We start from the raw sequence: 16,161 nt of genomic DNA, 5'->3' as shown, positions 1-16,161 counted from the left end.
AGGAGACGCTTGTTTCAGCGCCGGGGTGCCGCCTGTGCTTCGCGCAGCACGTCTTTCAGCAAGCGCGCCTTGACCTTCTTGCCCTTGACCTTGACGCTGTTGAGCTGGTTGACGGCCTTGCCCGCGATGCTGCGCTCCACGGCCACATAGGTGTGGAAGTCGGTGACGTTGATCTTGCCGATCTGGCTGCCTTGCAAGCCTGCTTCGCCAGTGAGGGCGCCCAGCACGTCGCCGGGGCGGATCTTCTCTTTCTTGCCACCCAGGATCTGGATGGTGACCATGGGGGGCTGAAGCGGGGCGTTGCTGCTGGGGTGCAGCTCATCGAGTTTCTGCCACTTGGATTCGCGCTTTTGCAGCAGCTCGATGTTGCCCACGCGGCCCATCTCGTCCATGCTGGCCAGGTTCAGGGCCAGGCCCTCTGCTTCGCCACGGCCTGTGCGGCCGATGCGGTGGATGTGCACTTCCGGGTCCGGCGTGACGTCCACATTGATCACGGCTTCAAGCTGGGCGATGTCCAGGCCGCGCGCGGCCACGTCGGTGGCCACCAGCACCGAGGCGCTGCGGTTGGCGAACTGGATCAGCACCTGGTCGCGGTCGCGCTGCTCCAGGTCACCGTGCAGGGCGATGGCCTCGATGCCCTGCGCCGTGAGCACGTCCACCAGGTCGCGGCATTGTTGCTTGGTGTTGCAAAAAGCGATGGTGCTGGCGGGGCGATAGTGCAACAGCAGGTGCGCGACGGCATCCAGGCGCGTGGCCGAGTCGACCTCGAACCACAGCTGGCGGATCTTGCTCGCATCGTGGTGGGATTCGACCTTGACCTCCTTGGGCGCACGCAGGAACTGGGCGCTGAGTTTGGCGATGCCTTCGGGGTAGGTGGCCGAGAACAGCAGGGTCTGGCGGTTGCGGGGGCACTGGCGGCTCACGGCCACGATGTCGTCATGGAAGCCCATGTCCAGCATGCGGTCGGCTTCGTCGAGCACCAGGGTCTGCAGGCCGTCGAGGTTCAGGGTGCCGCGCTCCAGGTGGTCCATCAGGCGGCCGGGCGTGCCCACCACGATGTGGGCGCCATGGGCCAGACTCTCGATTTGCGGGCGCATGGTGGCGCCGCCGCACAGGGTCAGCACCTTGATATTGGGCTCGAAGCGCGCCAGGCGGCGGATCTCCTGGGCCACCTGGTCAGCGAGTTCGCGGGTGGGGCACATCACCATGCCTTGCACGGCGAAGCTGGCGGTGGCCAGGCGGTGCAGCATGGGCAGGGCGAAGGCGGCGGTTTTGCCGCTGCCGGTCTTGGCTTGGGCGATGAGGTCGTCGCCGGCCAGGGTCAGTGGCAGGCTGGTGGCCTGGATGGGTGTCATGCTCAGGTAGCCCAGGGATTGCAGGTTGTCCTGCATGGCGGGGCTCAGCGGCAGGCTGCCGAATGACGAGGCAGCGGGTGTGGGGGAACTCATGCCGCCATTATCCCCAGTACGGTGATTTGTCAAGGACCCTTGAACTTCGGCGGGTAGCCCCGATTTGCCAGGGGGCACGCGCACAATGCGCGCAGCGATACAACGACCCTCATGGGGTAAGGATTGAAACTTTCATGACATGGAAGAACCGTTTGACGGCTTTGGCTGTGGTGTTGGCCGGCGTGGGCATGGTGTCCGCGCCTCTGGATGTCGAGGCCAAGCGCCTGGGCGGCGGACGGGCCTCCGGCATGCAGCGCCAGATGCCCGCCAAACAACCCACGGCCACGCCCAACCAGTCGCCGAACCAGGCTCCGGCCTCGCCCAATAACGCGGCGCAACCGGGTGTGGGTCAGCAAGCCGCGGCACCGACGCCTGCTGCCCAACCAGGCAAACGCTCCTGGCTGGGCCCCGTCGCGGGGATCGCCGCGGGCCTGGGTATTGCGGCCCTGATGAGCCATTTCGGCATGGGTGAGGCCTTCGGCAACATGATGACCATGCTGCTGATCGGTGTGGTCGCCTTCATGGTGATCGGCTGGCTGATGCGCCGCTTCAGCAAGGGCGGAGCGCCCATGGGTGGGCCGCAACTGGCCGGTGCCGGCGCACCTTACAGCCCGCAGGCCTCGCAAATGCCCCAGCAGGCGCAAGCCATGCAGCGCCAGTCCCAGCCGGACGCGTTCGCGGCAGGCGGTGGCGCTGGTGCGGCCGCAGGCGCTGCCGCAACGGCCGTCGCTGGTCAGGTGCCTGCCGGCTTCGATGCCGAGGGCTTCACACGCGTGGCCAAGATGATCTTCATCCGCATGCAGGCCGCCAATGACGCCGCCAACATCGAAGACCTGCGCAAGTTCACCACGCCCGAGCTGTTCGCATCTCTGCGGCTGGATATCCAGGAACGCGGCCAGGCGGCCAACCAGACCGATGTCATGCAACTGGATGCCGAACTGGTGGACGCGACCAAGGAAGCCGACCAGTGGGTGGCCACCGTGCGCTTCCATGGCCTGATCCGCGAGGAAGTCAATGCGGGCGCCCAGCCGTTCAACGAGCTGTGGCACCTGGTCAAACCGCTGGATGAAGGGCGTGACTGGGCGATTGCCGGCATCACGCCGCTGGACGCCTGATCGGCGCCGCAGTCGCAGCCGCGGCAGCAGCAGGGGCACCTTCGGGTGCCCCTTTGCTTTTTGGGCGAGGTGCACAAACGCGTGATACGTGTCACAGTTCACGCGGTTTCTGGCAGAAATGAAACAGCTTGCGGCACACTGGGCCTGGGAATTGACCTGCCATGCTTAACTCAAGGGCTGTATGCGCCGATAAGAAGTCTATTTATCGCTGAGCAACTTGCTGGGTAGGCCATGCCTTTGGGCCATGTCCGGATCAAGCAAGGAGCCTGGAATATGTCCTTACCTGTCGCAGGCGTGCATGCGGCGCCCACGTCACCGGGTGCCGGTGACGGCCACTTAACTCAGAAGCTGCCGACCAGACTGATTCTCAGCCTGGGCATGGTCCTGATTGTGCTCTGGGGTGTGGCGGTTTTTTCCCCCTGGCAGCCACGCTTTCCAGTGTTCTCCGTCGCCTTGCACACGGTCACGGAGTTCGGCGCCATCGTGGCGGCCTTGCTGGTGTTCTCGGTGGCCTGGCATGCGCGCAGCCCCGCCCAGCCCGGCAACATCGTCATCATTGGCTGCGGCTTTCTGGCGGTGGGCCTGATTGATTTCGGGCACGCCATGTCCTTCAAGGGCATGCCTGATTTCGTCACGCCGGCCGGTGCGGAAAAGGCCATTCAGTTCTGGTTGATGGCGCGCTACACCGCTGCCTGGACCTTGCTGGCTGCGGCCATTCGGCCCATTCAGCCCTTGCAGTCGGGGTGGCCCCGGTATGCCCTGCTCAGCGCCGCCTTGTTGTGGACGGTGGGGTGTTATGCGGTCGAGCTGGGGGTGCCCGAGATCTGGCCGCGCACCTTCGTGGATGGCCGCGGTCTCACGGGCTTCAAGGTGTTTGCCGAATATGGGGTGATCGTGCTGACGGCTGCATCGGCCTGGGTCTTCATGCGCCGCCGCAACGAGCAACTGCCTTACAGCACCAGCGATCTGTGCACGGCCGCCTTGATCACGATGTTGTCTGAGGCCTGCCTGACCTTGTACGCGAGTGTCAATGATGCGTTCATCCTGCTGGGGCATGTCTACAAGGTGGTGGCCTACTTCTTCATCTACCGGGCGGTGTTCGTGACCAGTGTGAGCAACCCGTATCGGCGTTTGTCAGAGGAGATCGAAGAGCGCCAGGAGGCCGAGGAGCGCGCCGCGTTTCTGGCGTATCACGATGTGCTGACCGGCTTGCCCAACCGGGAACTGGCGCGCGATCGTCTGTCGCAGGCTCTGGCCGACGCCAAACGGCACAACAAGCAGGTGGCTTTGGTCCTGCTGGACCTGGACCATTTCAAGAACATCAACGACACCTTGGGCCACGCGGTGGGCGACCAGTTGCTGCGCGCGGTGGCCGACATCCTGCTCAACACGCTGCGGCAGTCCGACACGGTCAGCCGGCCGGGCGGCGACGAGTTTCTGATGGTGCTCAAGGACCTGCCCGATGCGGATGCGGCGACACCGGTCGTGACCAAGGTGATGGAGGAGTTGGGCAAGCCCGTCTCTGTCATTGGCCAGGACCTGTCGATTTCGGCTTCCATGGGGATCGCGATGGCGCCCAATGACGGCGAGGATTTCGACACCCTGCTGCAGCGCGCCGACACGGCCCTGTACCGGTCCAAGGATGAGGGGCGCAACACCTATCGCTTCTTCGATGACCGCATGAATGCGGAGGCGATGGAGCGCCTGACCATGCGCAATGGCCTGCGCCGTGCCCTGGAACTGGGGCAATTCGTGCTGCACTACCAGCCCCAGGTGGACCTGGCCTCGGGGCGCGTGTTTGGCGTGGAGGCGCTGATCCGCTGGCAGCACCCGGAGTGGGGCCTGGTGCCGCCGGGCAAGTTCATCCCGGTGGCCGAAGACAGCGGCCTGATCGTGCCGATCGGCGACTGGGTCATTGAGGAGGCCTGCCGTCAGGCGATGGCCTGGTCCAGAAAGGGCCTGCCGCCGCTGACCGTGGCCGTGAACCTGTCGGCCCTGCAGTTCAAGCGGGGCGAGGTCGAGTCGGTGGTGTCGCAGGCGCTGGCCACATCGGGCTTGTCGCCCGCCCAGCTGGAGTTGGAACTGACCGAGTCCGTGCTGATCAGCGATGTAGAAAGCGTGGAAATGCGCTTGAAGGGCTTGAAGGCCCTGGGCGTGAAGCTGGCCATCGACGACTTCGGGACAGGCTATTCCAGCTTGTCCTATCTGAAGCGCCTCTCGGTGGACAAGCTCAAGATCGACCAGAGCTTCGTGCGGGATCTGGAGCGCCACCCAGAAGACGTGGCGATCGTGCGCGCCATCATCCAGATGGCCAAGGGCCTGGGTCTGAGCACCATCGCCGAGGGTGTCGAAACCCTGGCCATGATGCAGCACTTGCGCGCCCTGGGCTGCCTGGAGGGGCAGGGCTACTGGTTTGCCAAGCCCATGCCCGCGGCCGTGTTCGAAGACTGGCTGCGCCAGGCGCTGGAGCAGGGCACCTTGAAGCGGGTCACCGAAGTGGCCTGACCCGCCTCAGCTGGCCGATCAGGCCTTCTTGGCGTAGGCCGAGCACCAGCCCTTGGCATTGACCTGCTTGCCGCCCAGCAGCGGGCAGGCACCCCAGGCGTCACCGGCCTTGCCCTGGAAGAACTGGCAGTTGCCGCAGGCGCTGCCGGCCTTGTAGGTGGGGTACTTCTTGGCGTCCACCTTGGTGGCGTCGTGCTTGTAGCCCAGGCCGGTGGCGGCCGGGTCTTTTTCGTCCACCTTGGGGGCGTCCGCGGCGTGGGCCTGGCCCATCACCGACAGGGCGGCTGCGGCGGGCACGATGGTCATCATGAATTGGCGACGGCTGGTCATGGTGTGTTCTCCATTTGAGTGGGGTGAGGGGAAAAGCGATCTGAATCCACTTTGACTCATTTTCGACCCACTATCGGCCTGGGTCTGTCGCCACAATGCGTCAAGCGTGTTCAATTTGAGTTCAATCAAGATCCGAGGTGTTCAATGTCCGAAGAAGCAAGGTCTAACAAGGAAGACGCGGGCGCCCCTCGTTATCGCAGCAGTGCGGCGGCGCGCATGGTGAACATCCCCGTGGCGACGCTGAGGGTCTGGGAGCGACGTTATCAGGTTGTCGGCCCCGTGCAAACGCCATCCGGGCAACGGTTGTATTCCAGCCAGGATGTGCGCCGTCTGGTATTGATCAAGCAACTGGTTAATCGCGGCCACGCCATCGGCATGCTGGCGCGCATGGACACCGCCAGTTTGCAGGACCTGATGGACGAGGCCGACCAGACCGAGAGCGTGCTCAATGGCGAGAGCACGCTGCCTGCAGCGCTTGCCAGCCAGGCCAGCAAGACCAGCACCGAAGACGTTCGTGTCCTTCTGGTGGGCAAGGATGCGGCCCTGCATTGGGCGGATGTGCTGCACGGGTTTGAAGGCGTGAAGCTGGTCAAGGCCATCGATGGCAGCCCGGCCTCGGAGCTGTCTCTCAAGGGCGTCAAGGCCGACGTGCTGCTGGCGGATCTGTCAGCCTTGCACATGGACACGGTGGACTGGCTCTTGCGACTGCAGCGCGCCGTGGGCGCCCGTCAACTGCTGGTGGTTTATGGCTTTGCCAGCACGCAGGTCACCGGGGCCTTGCATGCGCGGGGTGCCATCCTGAGGCGTTCGCCTGTGCCGGCAGTGGAACTCATGCAGGCCATGATGGATGCGGCCCGTGGCTGGCGCAGCGTGGCGCGGGGTTTGCGCCATGTGCCTGACCCGGCACCGGGGCCGCGCTTTGATGCGGGCGCCCTGGCAGGCCTGGTGCAAGCCATGCCCCGTGTGGCGTGCGAGTGCCCGCAGCATCTCGCGCACCTGGTGACCATGCTGGGCCAGTTCGAGGCCTACAGTGCCGATTGCGAAAGCCGCGAGCCGGCCGACGTGGTGCTGCACGCCTACCTCTACCGCGTGGCCGGGCATGCGCGCGCGCTCATGGAAGAAGCGCTGGTGACGCTGGCGCAGGCCGAAGGTGTGCCCCTGCCTCAGGCCGCGGCCTGATCGTCCTCGGCTTCTTCACCCAGGAAGCCACCGCTTTGATGTGCCCACAGGCGTGCGTACAGACCGCCTTTGGCCAGCAGCGCGGCGTGGTCGCCCTCTTCAACGATGCGGCCGTGGTCCAGCACGATGAGGCGGTCCATGGCCGCGATGGTGGACAGGCGGTGTGCAATGGCCACCACCGTCTTGCCCTCCATCAAGCGGTACAGGCTGGCCTGGATGGCGGCCTCCACCTCGGAGTCCAGCGCGCTGGTGGCCTCGTCCAGCAACAGGATGGGGGCGTCCTTGAGCATCACGCGCGCAATGGCGATGCGCTGGCGCTGGCCACCTGAGAGCTTCACGCCGCGTTCACCCACATGGGCGTCATAGGCGGTGCGCCCCTTGGGGTCGCTCAAGGTCTGGATGAAGTCATGCGCCTCGGCCTTGATGGCCGCTTGCACCATGTCCTGCTCGGTGGCATCGGGCCTGCCGTAGAGGATGTTGTCGCGCACCGAGCGGTGCAGCAGGGAGGTGTCCTGCGTGACCATGCCGATCTGCGCGCGCAGGCTGTCTTGCGTGACCAGGCCGATGTCCTGGCCATCGATCAGCACCTGGCCGCCTTCGACGTCATAAAAGCGCAGAAGCAGGTTGACGATGGTGGATTTGCCCGCGCCGGAGCGGCCCACCAGGCCGATCTTCTCGCCGGGCTTGATGTGCAGGTTCAGGCCATCGATCACGGTGCGCTCGCCGCCATAGGCGAAGTGCACGTTCTGGAAGCGGATGTCGCCTTGCTGCACCTTCAGTGGCCTGGCCTGCGGGGCATCTTCGACCTTGTGCGGGCGCGCCAGCGTGTTGATGCCGTCCTGGATGGTGCCGATGTGCTCGAACAGCATGGCCACTTCCCACATCATCCAGTGCGAGATGCCATTGAGCCGCAGGGCCATGGCCGTGGCCGCCGCGACTGCACCGATGCCCACGTGCCCCTGGCTCCACAACCACAGAGACAGCCCGGCCGTGGACAGGATCAAGAGCATGCTCAAGCTGTGGTTGACCACTTCGAAGCCACTGACCAGGCGCATCTGCCCGTGCACGGTCTGCATGAAGTCCTTCATGGCCGAGCGGGCGTAGTGGGCCTCGCGGTTGGTGTGCGAGAACAGCTTGACCGTGGCGATGTTGGTGTAGGCATCGGTGATGCGGCCCGTCATCATGGAGCGGGCATCGGCCTGGGCCTTGGCTCGGCGGCCCAGGCGCGGCACGAAGAAGCTCACCGAGCACACATACAGGGCCAGCCAGCCCAGGAAGGGCGTGATCAGCCACAGGTCGAAGGTGCCCACCACGGCCGTCATCGTGATGAAGTAGATACCCACGAACACCAGGATGTCGGCCACGATGAAGCAGGTGTCGCGCACAGCCAGGGCGGTCTGCATGACCTTGGTGGCCACGCGCCCGGCGAACTCGTCCTGATAAAAGCCCATGCTCTGGCCTAGCATGAGGCGGTGGAAGTTCCAGCGCAGCTTCATGGGGAAGTTGCCCGCCAGTGTCTGGTGCTTGAGCAGCGTCTGCAGCAAGACGGCCAACGGGCTGAGCAGCAGGATGACGGCCAGCAGGAGCAGCTTGTCGCGCGATTGCGTCCACAACTGGGCGGGCGGCACCTTGCTGAGCCAGTCCACGATGCTGCCCAGCATGTTGAACAGCAGCGCCTCGAACGCGCCAATCATGGCGGTGAGCGTGGTCATCCCCAGGATGAAGCGGCGCATGCCATGCGAGCCTGCCCACACAAAGGCCAGGAAGCCCGTGGGCGGCACCGCAGGGGGTGTTTCGGGGTAGGGGTCGATCAGTCTCTCAAACCAGCTCAGCACGGCAGGGGCTCCGCAAGGGCGCAAGGCGCCCACAAACGCTCAAGCGTACCGTGTTTCAGTAAATCTCGGGGATGATCATGTTGTGGGGAACGGGCTGGCGGATGTAGTCCTCGCGACGCTGGCGAGGTGGCAAGGCCACCGGGGCATGTTCGATTTCGTGATACGGCATCTGCTGCAGCAAGTGGTGGATGCAGTTGAGGCGCGAGCGCTTCTTGTCCACGGCCTGCACGACCCACCAGGGTGCCTCGGGGATGTGGGTGCGCTCCAGCATCACCTCCTTGGCGCGGGTGTAGTCCTCCCAGCGGCGGCGGCTTTCCAGGTCCATGGGGCTGAGCTTCCACTGCTTGAGCGGGTCCTGGATGCGGGCCAGGAAGCGCGCTTCCTGTTCGTCGTCCGACACGGAGAACCAGTACTTGAAGATGCGGATGCCGCTGCGCACCAGCATCTTCTCGAATTCGGGCACGGAGCGGAAGAACTCTTCGAGCTCGTCGTCGCTGCAAAAGCCCATGACGCGCTCGACGCCGGCGCGGTTGTACCAGCTGCGGTCGAACAGCACGATTTCGCCGGCGGCGGGCAGGTGGGCCACATATCGCTGGAAGTACCACTGGGTCTTTTCGCGGTCATTGGGGGCGGGCAGGGCGGCCACGCGGCACACGCGGGGGTTGAGGCGCTGGGTGATGCGCTTGATGGCGCCACCCTTGCCGGCGGCATCGCGCCCCTCGAACAGCACCACCACGCGCTCGCCGGTGTGCACCACCCAGTCTTGCAGCTTGACCAGCTCGCCCTGCAGACGGAACAGCTCGCGAAAGTACATGCGGCGGGTCTCGCGCGCCTCGGGGCTCAGCCCCAGTGTTTCGCCGGCCAGCAGGCGGTCGTCGATTTCCATTTCCAGCTCTTCGTCGTAGCTGTCGATCACGTCGTCCTGCAGGCGGCGCAGCAGGTCCTGGTCGATGGGGGCGGTGGGTTGGGTCATGGTGGGCTGGAGAACGTGAATGCAAACGAAATAAGCTGCCACGCTGCCGTGTCAGTTTGATGATTGGGTGATTTCTGTACATCTGTGCACATAATCGCCACCTGTCGCTTTTTTCAGGGGTTGTGGCCCCTTTTGCCATGTTTCATCGGATCGTGTCCTTCATCAAGGGTGTGCTGGCCAGCGTCGTGCTGACCGTCAACATCGTGGTGGCTTTCTCCCTGGTCTTCCCCTTGGCCTTGGTCAAGCTGGTGCTGCCATTTCGCTTTGTGCGGCTGGTGGTGGATTTCATCCTGGCCAACATCGCCGAAACATGGATCGCCGTCAACAGCATGTGGATGGCTGCGGTGGGCCGCACGCGCTGGCATGTGCAGGGCGACACCCAGTTCAAGTACAAGGGCTGGTACCTGGTGAGCAGCAACCACCAGAGCTGGGTGGACATCCTGGTGCTGCAGAAGGTGTTCAACCGCAAGATCCCGCTGCTGAAGTTCTTCATCAAGCATGAGCTGATCTATGTGCCCCTGATGGGCCTGGCCTGGTGGGCGCTGGACTTTCCCTTCATGAAGCGCCGCGGCGGTGCCAGCGCCAAGAAGGACCTGGAGACCGCGCGCAAGGCGTGCGAGAAGTACAAGGTGATCCCGACCTCGGTGATCAGCTTCATGGAAGGCACGCGCTACACCGCGGCCAAGGCCAAGGAGCAGAAGACGCCCTACAAGCACCTGCTCAAGGCCAAGACCGGTGGCGTGGGCATGGCGCTGGAAACCATGGGCGAGCTGTTCAACTGCATGGTGGACGTGACCATCGTGTACCCCAAGGGCGTGCCCACCTTCGTGGACCTGCTGACCGGCAACATCGAAGACGTGATCGTGTCGGTGCGCTCGGTGCCCATCCCCAAGGACGTGCTGGTCAATGAGAACGGTGACCCGCCTTCACGCGCCCACCTGCAGCAGTGGATCAACGATCTGTGGCAGGTCAAGGATCAGGAGATCGACCGCCTGACAGCGGACTTCAAGGCTGGGAAGCTGAAGTAAGCGCCGCACTGGCAGCGCCCACTGCCGGTTTCATCAAGGGGCGCCGCAACTTGTCGAACTCGGCGGGCGCCACGTACTGCAGCAGCTCCTTGCCTTCGCTGTCGAGCGCCAGATCCAGGCCTTTGGCCGGGTAGAGGAAGTGCTCCAGGTGCCCGTTGCTGCGCACACGCTCGGCGGGCGCGCCAAAGCGGGCCATCACCGTGTCAGCATCCAGATTGGCCTGAGGGATGAAGCTCAGTGCCGTGATGGGTGCCTTCAAGGCGGTCTGCAGATCGGCCGGCGTCAAGGTGTACTTGCGCGTCGTGCTTTCCATGAACTCGGACTTGATCGCGCGCTCGCGCATGGCGCGGATCTCGGCGCGGCTCAGCTGAGCGGTGATCACGGCCTTGCCAGTGATGAAGCCCGCCGACGCCGGGTCCACGAAGGCTTCCAGCAGGCCGTCTTCACCCGGTGCAGCGATGATGGCGATCTGCATGGCCTGGCCCCATTGCTCTTGCGCATCGGCCAGGGTGCTGGCCACCTGCGTTGAGCCCGGTGCTGAACCTGAGGGGGCCAGCGTCAGGCCCATGACCTTGCTGGCGCCACCTGGCAGGCTGTCGACTTGCCACGGCAGGCCGGAAGACCTGGCCTTGGCTGGCGGGGCATCGGGCGGGGTGAGCAGGTCATGCCCGATTACGATCAGTGTGCCCAGGGCCAGCGAAGCTGCCACCAGGCCACCGACGATCCATACCTTCTTCATGTCTTGTAGCTTTGATCTGTTCGGTCGAGTTTGCGGATGAGCGCCGGCCACACGAAGCTGCCGCCCATGCCCTCAGTCTGCACCTTCATGGCCTGGGCCACCCCTTGCAGGATGAGCGGGTTGACCTCGGTCAATTCGGCGCCGCCTGATTGTGCGGCCAGCTGGATCTGGCAGGTCGACTCGAAGATGTACATGCTCAGGAAGGCGTCCGCGATGGTGCGGCCCACGGTCAGCAGGCCGTGGTTGCGCAGCATAAGGAAGTTCTTGTCGCCCAGGTCGGCCTGCAGGCGGGGCTTTTCTTCTTCGCGGAAGGCCACGCCTTCGTACGCGTGATAAGCCAGCGAGGCCAGCACGAAGGTGCTTTGCTGCGAGATGGGCAGCACGCCGTTCTTCTGCGCCGACACGCCCACGCCGGCACGCGTGTGGGTGTGCAGCACGCAGCCCGCATCCTCGCGCACGGCATGCACGGCACTGTGGATGGTGAAGCCAGCCGGGTTGACGAAGAAGGGCGAGTCACTGAGCTTGTTGCAGTTCTGGTCGACCTTGACCAGGCTGGAGGCCGTGATCTCATCGAACATCAGCCCGTAGGGGTTGATGAGGAAGGCGTGCTCGGGGCCGGGGATGCGGGCCGAGATGTGGGTGAAGACCAGGTCGCTCCAGCCATACATCGCCACCAGGCGGTAGGCCGCGGCCAGGTCCACACGCAGCTGCCATTCTTCGGGGCTGACCTTGTCCTTCAGGGATGGGATGTCCATGTTTGTCTCCTCAGGTTGAACCGCAGCTTACTGGAAGGTGTGCTGAAAGCTTTGCCGCAGCAGGTTCTTTTGCACCTTGCCCATGGCATTGCGTGGCAGATCGGGCACCGTGAAGATGCGCTTGGGCACCTTGAAGCCGGCGATCGTGTCCTTCAGATTCGTGATGAGTTCGGATTCTTGCAGGAGCTGGCCCGGTGCGGCCACGATGACCGCCACCACCCCTTCGCCAAAGTCCGGGTGCGGCACGCCGATCACGGCAGACTCGACCACGCCGGGCTGCTTGTCGATGAGCGCTTCGACCTCGGCCGGGTAGACGTTGAAGCCGCCGGTGATGATGAGGTCCTTGGCGCGGCCGGAGAGGTGCACATAACCGTGTCCATCGATGTGGCCGACGTCGCCGGTGCGGAACCAGCCATCTGGCGTGAAGGCCTCGGCGGTCTTGTCCGGCATGCCCAGGTAGCCGCCAAACACGTTGGCGCCCTGGACCTCGACCTGGCCGATGGCCTGTGCAGGCAACACCTCGCCGTCTTCGTCAACGATGCGCAGGCCCACGCCGGGCAGCGGGCGGCCCACGCTGCCGGGCACGCGTGGGCCTTCGCTGGTGCGACAGGGGTTGGAGCACAGCATGCCGGTTTCACTCATGCCATAACGTTCCAGGATGGTCTGGCCGGTGCGCTGCGCAAAAGCCTCGTGCGTGGCCGTGAGCATGGGCGCCGAGCCGCTGACAAACAGGCGCATGTGCTGCGTGGCTTGCGACGTCAGGCCAGCATCGTGCAGCAGGCGCACATACATGGTGGGCACGCCCATGAAGATGCTGGCGCGAGGCCCTTGCGTGGCCGTGATCTCGCGCAGCACGCTGGCCGGGTCGAACGCGCCAAGCCAGCGCATGGGCGTACCTGACAGCAAGGCGCAGTGGCAGGCCACGAACAGGCCATGGATGTGGAAGATGGGCAGGGCGTGCAGCAGGCAATCGTCCTGGCGCCAGTCCCACAGGCTCAGCAGGGTGCGGGCGTTGCTCCACAGATTGTGGTGGCTGAGCATGGCGCCCTTGCTGCGGCCGGTGGTGCCCGAGGTGTAGAGGATGGCAGCCAGGTCGCCCGCTTGTCGTGTGGCCGGCTCGTGCTGGTCATCCTGATGCGCGGCATGCGCCAGCAGGCTGCCTGTTCGGTCGGCGCCCAGCGTGAACAGGTGTTCGACATGGCCGTGTGCCGCCAGCGGGATCACCCATTCCTGGTCGGCCGGGCGGCACACCAGCACGGCCGGGCGCGCATCGTTGACGAAGTAGTTCAGCTCATCTGCCCGGTAGGCCGGGTTCAGTGGCAGGAAGGCGCAGCCGGCACGCAGCGTGGCCAGATACAGCATCAGGGCCTCGACCGATTTGTCCACGTGCGCGGCGACCACCGGTGGGCGGCCGTCCGTACCATGCAGCTTGAGGCTGCCCAGCAGGTTGGCCAGCATGGCCGTGGCGCGGTCCAGATCCTGCCAGGTGTAGGCCAGGCCGATGTCGGTGAGGATGGCGGTGTCGGTCTGCGTGGCGGGCCACGCGGCGCGCAAGGCCGTGAACAGGTTCATGATCAGGTGCCCCTGGAAGAGACGCGTCGCGTCGTTTCGGGGCGGATGCAGCAAGGCGCGGCATCCGCAACGGCGAGGCAGATCAGGCCGCGTCGTTGGCCGCGCGCAAGGGCGCGTCGGCCGTGGCTTCCATCTGCATCAGCTCCGCATGATAGAGCTGTACGCGGTTGCGGCCATGGCGCTTGGCCGCGTACAGCGCGGCGTCGGCATGGGCCAGCATGCCGTCCACATCCACGTGATTGGCGTTCCACTGCACTGCGCCGATCGACACGGTGGCGTACACGGTGCGGTCGCCTACCTGGATCGGTGTTTCGTCCAGCGTGTGGCGGATGCGCTCCAGCGCGATCAGCGCCTCGCTCAAGGGCGTGTTGGTCAACAGCACGGCGAACTCTTCGCCGCCCACGCGTGCGGGCGTGTCGGTGTCGCGCAGGGATTCACGCAGCACGTCGGCAAAGGCGTTGAGCACGGCATCACCGGCCGCGTGGCCGTGCGTGTCGTTGATGTGCTTGAAGTGGTCCAGGTCCAGCAGGGCCACGGTCATGGGCGTGCCGTAGCGGCGTGTCTGGGTCAGGCTGGTCTCGGCGATGTCGAAGAAGTGGCGGCGGTTGGCCAGGCCGGTCAGCGCATCGCGCGTGGCCAGGCGCAGCAGCTCCTGCTCGGCGGTCACGCGGGCGTTCTCCTGGTCGCGCGCATGGAACAAGGTGCCCAGCGTCACCACCAGCGGCTCCAGCAACTGCACCATCTGCTCGTCAAAACCATCGGGGCGGTTGCCCAGCGCGATCATGCCCAGCACCTTGTTGTCAAAGCGGATGGGCATGCCCAGGAAGTTGCGCAGCGTGGGGTGGCCTTCGGGCGTGCCCTGGCTGGCGTGGTGCGTGCCGGGTTCGTTGGTCAGCACGATCTGGTTGTGCGTCACCACGTGGCCGAACAGGTTGTCGAGCCGGTGGAACTGCAGGCCTTCAGGGCGGCGCTCGTAATGGCCATTGCGCACCTTGCCGTGGCGCCAGTCCAGGTCCGAGATGGTGGGCACCATCAGGTAAGGCTGGCCCTTGTCGTTGTGCTGCACGATGCCGATGAAGCCAAACGCGCTTTCGCTGATGCGCAGCAGCGGCTCGAACAAGGCCTCGCAGGCGTCCTGCACATTGCGGTTGAGCAGGAAGCTGGTCTGGGCCTGGTTGAGCAGGTCCAGCAACTGGCGCTGGCGGTTGCGCAGGGATTCCTGGCGCTTGCTCTCGGTGATGTCCAGCAAGGTGCCCACGATGCGCCGGGGCCGGCCACTGTCGTCACGCTCGACGGTGCGGCCGTAGCTTTGCACCCAGACGTAATGCCCCTTCTTGTGCCGGATGCGGTACTCCAGCGCGATCACGTCCATGCCGGGGTTGCGGTAGCTCTGCAAGGCCTGGTCGGTGCTGACGCGGTCATGCGGGTGAACCATGTCCATCCAGCTCTGGTTGTCGTGCTCGACCTCGTCTTCGCGGTAGCCCAGCATGCTGGCGGCGCGCGCGTTGATGATGAGCTCCTGCGTCTCGTTGTTGGCGTCCCAGGTGCCGATGCGGGCCGATTCAAGCGCGAGGTACAGGCGCTCCTTGGTGGCCTCGATGGAGGACTCCAGGTGCTTCTGGCGCGTGAGGTCGAACAGGTAGCTGCGGATGCCTTGCAGGCGTCCGGCCTCGTCGTAATCGGCCTTGTTGACCTGGTGAACCCAGCGCATGCCGCGCGCAGAGGGGCGCAGGCGGAAGCTGATCTCCAGCACCGGCAGCATGCCCTGGTGGTGGCTGCTCAGGCTGCTGCGCACGGCCTCCTGGTCCTGTGGGTGCACGATGTCGATGTAGGGCTGGCCGTCGTGCAGTTCATCAGCCAGGCGTTTGCCGATGATGTCCTTGAGGTTGTCCGACAGGTAGGTGGGACGGGGCGGCATTTGCGCGTCCCACACCACGGTGCCCACGGGCCCCGATGAGAACAGCGTGTGAGCCTGCTCGGCGGCCAGCCGCTGCTGGCGCAGGCGGATCTGGTCGTGCACGATCTCGCTGAAGCGGATCAGTTGCTTGAGCCTGGCCTCGTCGAAATCAGGGCGTGGGCGCTGGTCCATCACGCACAGGGTGCCCACCACCTGGCCATCGCCGAACAGCAGTGGCACACCGGCATAAAAGCGCAGCGGTGGCACGCGGCGGATGACGAGGTCGTTGTCGCAGAAGCGTTCATCCAGCCGCAGGTCGTGGGCCAGGACGGTGCGCTTGCTGTTGACCACATGGCCGCAGAAACTCAGCTCGCGGGGCCACTGGTTGCCGTCGGTGCCATGGTGGGCCGCAAACCAGAGGCGGTCTTCGTCAACGAGGGAGACCACGCAGATGGGCACGTCCAGCACGCTGGCCGCCAGCGCCGTGATGCGGTCGAGTTCCTGGTCGCCTTCCTGATCCAGCAGCTTCAGGTCACGCAATGCCGCCAGTCTGAGGTCTTCATCTGGCGGGATGGGGGCAGCGGGCATTCAACAAGCTCCAGCAACTCGGCACGACAACTGAAGCCAAGATGTTACGCACAAAGTCCACCTGGCGGCTGAGGAAATTCACGCCAGAACCATGGGCGCAGGAGCCAAAAAACGGCCTGCGTTTGATGTGCCTGATGCCATCTTGACGAATGGCGCCAGCCGGCTTTACATCGCGAAACGCAAGTCCCCTTGAACTT

12 protein-coding genes are annotated in these 16,161 nt (G+C 64.9%); 4 read left to right on the top strand and 8 right to left on the bottom strand.

The window, feature by feature from the left end; all coding sequences use genetic code 11:
• Window positions 1-14 precede the first annotated feature (14 nt).
• Window positions 15-1,448 (bottom strand): ATP-dependent RNA helicase DbpA, encoded by a 1,434-nt coding sequence (dbpA, locus tag JY96_RS05865; RefSeq protein ID WP_052162183.1) that lies wholly within the window; start codon window positions 1,446-1,448, stop codon window positions 15-17.
• Between the two features lie 134 nt (window positions 1,449-1,582).
• On the opposite strand from dbpA, the gene JY96_RS05860 reads away from it, so the two are divergent.
• Together JY96_RS05860 and JY96_RS22000 are read left to right on the top strand one after the other, a co-directional pair.
• Window positions 1,583-2,563, top strand: coding sequence for a Tim44 domain-containing protein (locus JY96_RS05860; protein WP_035035771.1), 981 nt, complete (start codon window positions 1,583-1,585; stop codon window positions 2,561-2,563).
• A 273-nt stretch (window positions 2,564-2,836) separates the two neighbouring features.
• Window positions 2,837-5,068 carry an EAL domain-containing protein gene (locus JY96_RS22000; protein WP_161784244.1) on the top strand — a complete coding sequence of 744 codons (2,232 nt, stop codon included), beginning with the start codon at window positions 2,837-2,839 and terminating at the stop codon, window positions 5,066-5,068.
• Window positions 5,069-5,086: 18 nt separating this feature from the next.
• Here JY96_RS22000 and JY96_RS05850 read toward each other — a convergent pair whose 3' ends face one another.
• Entirely contained in the window at window positions 5,087-5,398 is a 312-nt protein-coding gene (locus JY96_RS05850) for a high-potential iron-sulfur protein (protein WP_035035766.1), read from the bottom strand.
• 144 nt (window positions 5,399-5,542) lie between these two features.
• Here JY96_RS05850 and JY96_RS05845 point away from each other — a divergent pair, with 144 nt between their 5' ends.
• Window positions 5,543-6,577 (top strand): MerR family transcriptional regulator, encoded by a 1,035-nt coding sequence (locus JY96_RS05845; RefSeq protein WP_081961066.1) that lies wholly within the window; start codon window positions 5,543-5,545, stop codon window positions 6,575-6,577.
• Here JY96_RS05845 and JY96_RS05840 read toward each other — a convergent pair.
• Window positions 6,562-8,412: an ABC transporter ATP-binding protein gene (locus tag JY96_RS05840; protein WP_035035760.1), complete on the bottom strand. Its 1,851-nt coding sequence runs from the start codon at window positions 8,410-8,412 to the stop codon at window positions 6,562-6,564. The two genes, JY96_RS05845 and JY96_RS05840, sit on opposite strands and share 16 nt — an antisense overlap.
• A gap of 55 nt (window positions 8,413-8,467) precedes the next feature.
• Window positions 8,468-9,385 (bottom strand): polyphosphate kinase 2, encoded by a 918-nt coding sequence (ppk2, locus tag JY96_RS05835; RefSeq protein WP_035035757.1) that lies wholly within the window; start codon window positions 9,383-9,385, stop codon window positions 8,468-8,470.
• A gap of 137 nt (window positions 9,386-9,522) precedes the next feature.
• Between ppk2 and JY96_RS05830 the strand changes: the two genes are divergently transcribed.
• On the top strand, window positions 9,523-10,413 hold the full coding sequence (locus tag JY96_RS05830) for an acyltransferase (RefSeq protein WP_035035755.1): 891 nt from the start codon (window positions 9,523-9,525) through the stop codon (window positions 10,411-10,413).
• Here JY96_RS05830 and JY96_RS05825 read toward each other — a convergent pair.
• The 4 genes from JY96_RS05825 to JY96_RS21995 all read right to left on the bottom strand — a co-directional run bounded on the left by JY96_RS05825 (window position 10,391) and on the right by JY96_RS21995 (window position 15,964).
• Complete coding sequence (locus JY96_RS05825; protein ID WP_052162181.1) at window positions 10,391-11,152, bottom strand: hypothetical protein; 762 nt, start codon at window positions 11,150-11,152, stop codon at window positions 10,391-10,393. The genes JY96_RS05830 and JY96_RS05825 overlap by 23 nt on opposite strands.
• Window positions 11,149-11,907, bottom strand: coding sequence for a class II aldolase/adducin family protein (locus tag JY96_RS05820; protein WP_035035752.1), 759 nt, complete (start codon window positions 11,905-11,907; stop codon window positions 11,149-11,151). Before JY96_RS05820 ends, JY96_RS05825 begins: the two co-directional genes overlap by 4 nt.
• Before the next feature lie 27 nt (window positions 11,908-11,934).
• Entirely contained in the window at window positions 11,935-13,479 is a 1,545-nt protein-coding gene (locus JY96_RS05815) for an AMP-binding protein (protein ID WP_035035750.1), read from the bottom strand.
• A gap of 82 nt (window positions 13,480-13,561) precedes the next feature.
• Window positions 13,562-15,964 carry a diguanylate cyclase gene (locus tag JY96_RS21995; protein WP_052162180.1) on the bottom strand — a complete coding sequence of 801 codons (2,403 nt, stop codon included), beginning with the start codon at window positions 15,962-15,964 and terminating at the stop codon, window positions 13,562-13,564.
• Window positions 15,965-16,161: the final 197 nt, after the last annotated feature.

The organism is Aquabacterium sp. NJ1 (assembly GCF_000768065.1).
GTDB lineage: Bacteria > Pseudomonadota > Gammaproteobacteria > Burkholderiales > Burkholderiaceae_C > Aquabacterium.
This window is presented reverse-complemented; position numbering and strand designations above follow the sequence as displayed.

Coding starts and splice junctions, on each gene's coding strand:
- JY96_RS05860 (WP_035035771.1), top strand. CDS start 1,583: ATGACATGGAAGAACCGTTTGACGGCTTTGGCTGTGGTGTTGGCCGGC.
- JY96_RS05850 (WP_035035766.1), bottom strand. CDS start 5,398: ATGACCAGCCGTCGCCAATTCATGATGACCATCGTGCCCGCCGCAGCC.
- JY96_RS05830 (WP_035035755.1), top strand. CDS start 9,523: ATGTTTCATCGGATCGTGTCCTTCATCAAGGGTGTGCTGGCCAGCGTC.
- dbpA (WP_052162183.1), bottom strand. CDS start 1,448: ATGAGTTCCCCCACACCCGCTGCCTCGTCATTCGGCAGCCTGCCGCTG.
- JY96_RS05845 (WP_081961066.1), top strand. CDS start 5,543: ATGTCCGAAGAAGCAAGGTCTAACAAGGAAGACGCGGGCGCCCCTCGT.
- JY96_RS22000 (WP_161784244.1), top strand. CDS start 2,837: ATGTCCTTACCTGTCGCAGGCGTGCATGCGGCGCCCACGTCACCGGGT.
- JY96_RS05820 (WP_035035752.1), bottom strand. CDS start 11,907: ATGGACATCCCATCCCTGAAGGACAAGGTCAGCCCCGAAGAATGGCAG.
- JY96_RS21995 (WP_052162180.1), bottom strand. CDS start 15,964: ATGCCCGCTGCCCCCATCCCGCCAGATGAAGACCTCAGACTGGCGGCA.
- JY96_RS05825 (WP_052162181.1), bottom strand. CDS start 11,152: ATGAAGAAGGTATGGATCGTCGGTGGCCTGGTGGCAGCTTCGCTGGCC.
- ppk2 (WP_035035757.1), bottom strand. CDS start 9,385: ATGACCCAACCCACCGCCCCCATCGACCAGGACCTGCTGCGCCGCCTG.
- JY96_RS05815 (WP_035035750.1), bottom strand. CDS start 13,479: ATGAACCTGTTCACGGCCTTGCGCGCCGCGTGGCCCGCCACGCAGACC.